4 protein-coding genes are annotated in these 2,879 nt (G+C 64.3%); 3 read left to right on the top strand and 1 reads right to left on the bottom strand.

Annotated features, from left to right (window positions below; genetic code table 11):
* Positions 1-134 precede the first annotated feature (134 nt).
* Together AC5JJ6_RS23475 and AC5JJ6_RS23470 are read left to right on the top strand one after the other, a co-directional pair.
* Complete coding sequence (locus AC5JJ6_RS23475; protein ID WP_044427023.1) at positions 135-344, top strand: cold-shock protein; 210 nt, start codon at positions 135-137, stop codon at positions 342-344.
* Positions 345-393: 49 nt separating this feature from the next.
* Positions 394-519 carry a hypothetical protein gene (locus AC5JJ6_RS23470; RefSeq protein ID WP_280178429.1) on the top strand — a complete coding sequence of 42 codons (126 nt, stop codon included), beginning with the start codon at positions 394-396 and terminating at the stop codon, positions 517-519.
* A 95-nt stretch (positions 520-614) separates the two neighbouring features.
* Here AC5JJ6_RS23470 and AC5JJ6_RS23465 read toward each other — a convergent pair whose 3' ends face one another.
* Positions 615-2,390, bottom strand: a complete 1,776-nt coding sequence (locus AC5JJ6_RS23465) for an SLC13 family permease (RefSeq protein ID WP_496044374.1) — start codon at positions 2,388-2,390, stop codon at positions 615-617.
* A gap of 302 nt (positions 2,391-2,692) precedes the next feature.
* Here AC5JJ6_RS23465 and AC5JJ6_RS23460 point away from each other — a divergent pair.
* Positions 2,693-2,879: hypothetical protein (locus AC5JJ6_RS23460; RefSeq protein ID WP_496044373.1), on the top strand; the 187-nt coding region annotated here is incomplete at its 3' end.

Here is a 2,879-nt window from a genome sequence, read left to right as displayed (position 1 = left end):
GTTGGGATGCAAACAGGACTGGCGAGAAGGAATACCACTGTCGCGCGCGCCAATCGTGATATTTGCGGCTTGCAACCGGCCGTGCGGCGGGACAGGGTTGGTGGACTTCAAAATACGGTCAGGGAGACCAGAAAATGCCGACAGGTACCGTCAAGTGGTTCAATGCGACCAAGGGATATGGCTTTATCCAGCCTGACCAGGGTGGACCGGACGTATTCGTTCACATCTCCGCCGTCGAGCGTTCGGGCATGAACGGCCTGAACGATGGCGACGCGGTTAGCTTCGACCTCGAGAACGACCCCCGCAAGGGCAAGACCTCGGCTGTCAACCTGAAGCGCGTCTAAGTCAGGCGCAATTCGGGACGGCCTTCAGGACAAGGATAGGGAGGCGGCCGTGAGGCTCCAGTCGTGGCGCAAGGGCGACATCCGTCGCGTCTGGCGTAATTACTCGACCGGTTTGGCCGCTTTCGTCCTCGCCGCCATTGTCGTGGTGGTGCTCGTGCTGACTACTCCCCTTTAGGGGAGTTTCAGGCCCCTGGCCGGGAGCGCCGATCACTTCGGCTCTCCCGGCGGTCGCCTGTGCACGGTCTTCCGGTTCCTACATCATTCCGGTTCCTACATCGGCCAGAACATGCCGATCAGGAACGTGCCCAGGGTGATCACGATCACCGACAGCGGCAGGCCCAGCCGCCAGTAATCCCCGAACCGATATCCGCCCGGCCCCATCACCAGCGTATTGCACTGGTGACCGATCGGCGTGAGGAAATCGCAGGCGGCCCCGACCGCGACCGCCATCAGGAACGGATCGGGGTTGAGACCGAGTTGGCCCGCCAGGCTGGCTCCGATCGGGGCCATCACCAGCACCGTCGCGGCGTTGTTGAGGAAAGGCGTGACGGCCATGGCGACCGTCAGGATCAGCGCCAGCGATCCCATCGGCGGCAGTGCCCCGGCGGCGCCCGAAAGCCATCCCGCGATCAGGTCGGTGCCGCCCGTGGTGCGCAAGGCGTCGCTGACCGGGATCAGCGAACCGAGCAGGATCAGGATCGGCCAGTCGACCACCTCGTACGCCTCGCGCGGGGTCAGGACGCGGGTCAGCAGAAGGATCACCGCCGCCCCGAAGAACGCTATGGTGACCGTCACCACCTGGAGCGCCACCAGCGCCATGGCGATGGCAAGCACCGTGATGGGCAGGTACAGGTGGCGTTTCCGCCCGAGGCTGACGTTCCGCTCGGCCAGAGGCAGGCAGCCCAGTTCCGCCAGCGTGTCGGGCATGGCGTCCTTGTTGCCATGGAGCACTAGCAGGTCGCCCTGCTGGAACCGAACCCGGCGCAGGCGCTGGCTGACCTGACGCCCACGCCGGCTGAGCGCCAGCAGGTTGACGCCGAACCGCTCGCGCAGGCTGATCTGGGCCGCGGAATTGCCGATCAGCGGCGAGCCCTGGGTCACCACCGCCTCGACCATGCCGATCTCGCCGCGCCGGGCGGACGCGATCTCGCCCTCCTTCAAGCCGACCAGTTCCAGCTTGCCGTCCACCGTGATCTTTTCCAGCGCCTGGGCCTCGCCTTCCAGCACGAGGACGTCGTCGGCGAACAAGGTCCAGTGGCCCGAAGGGACGTAGCGGCGGAACCCTTCGCGGATGATGCCGACGACCGTCACTTCGGCCTCCGCCATGCTCTCCAGGTCGAACACCGTCTTGCCGACCAGCGGCGACTCAGGCGGCAGGCGGGCTTCGGTCGTGTAGTCCTCGATCGAGAACTGGGCGTCGCCCGCCGCTCCCGACCGTTCTGCGCGCGGCAGCAGCCGCCAGCCGAACGTCAGGAAGACGATGCCGACCACCGCCAGACCGATGCCGACCGGCGCGAAATCGAACATCGTGAACGGTTCGCCAACGATGTCCTCCCGCATGCGCGACACGATGATGTTGGGAGAGGTGCCGACCAGCGTCGCCAATCCGCCGAGCAGCGACCCGAACGACAGCGGCATCAGCAGGCGGGAGGCAGGCTTGCCGGTCCGGCGCGAGATCTGGAAGGCGATCGGCATGAAGATCGCCAGGGCGCCGATATTCTTCATGAAGGCCGACAGCACCGTCACGACGCTGACAAGGATGCCGACCTGGGAACTGGTCGTCTTCATGTGCGGGGTGAATGGCCGCATCATCAGTTCGACGATGCCGGAGCGGCCGACGGCGGCGCTGACCACCAGGGCCGACGCGACGATGATCACGATGTCGTCGCTGAAGCCGGTGAAGGCCTTGTCGGGAGGGACGATGCCGCAGGCTATGGCGGCGAGCAATGCTCCCAGCGCCACGATGTCGTAGCGGATCTTGTCCCAGATCAGCAACCCGACCATGACGATGACGATTGAGAAAGCCGCTATCTGGCTGAAAGTCATGGAATGCCTTGACGGGTAGATCTGTGCAGCGCCGGTCGGACAACCGGCGGAGGAGCAACATCCGGTCGCGACCGCGGTTCCAGCAAGGCTGACCCGCTATCCCCATCGTCATATCGGGTCCCGGCTAGCCAGGATGCGAGAAAACCCGAATCCGAAATGCCGATTTCCTGTTCTGATTTGCGATTCGCAATTCAGCAGGCGGCAGAAACCACGAATCTCCCCATTCCATCGATATAAACCGGGTGGCACGGTCTATGCAAAAAGGAGATGCACAATACTGCGTTAGTTTGGAGCGTCGTCAAATGCACTCGGACCTGATTGTATTCGGAGAGAACTGGGGTCGGCAGCCGACGGGTGCCCATCACCTCGTCCGTCACCTCGGCGCCGAGCGGAAGGTGGTCTGGGTGAACTCCCCCGTGCTGCGATGCTGCGCGAGTTGCCTCCACGGCCAAGACCAGCCCTCGGACATGGGAGACTACCGGCCCGACC

The organism is Skermanella sp. (genome assembly GCF_059503625.1).
The sequence above is the reverse complement of the archived record's forward strand: the minus strand, read 5'-3'. Positions and strand labels throughout refer to the sequence as shown.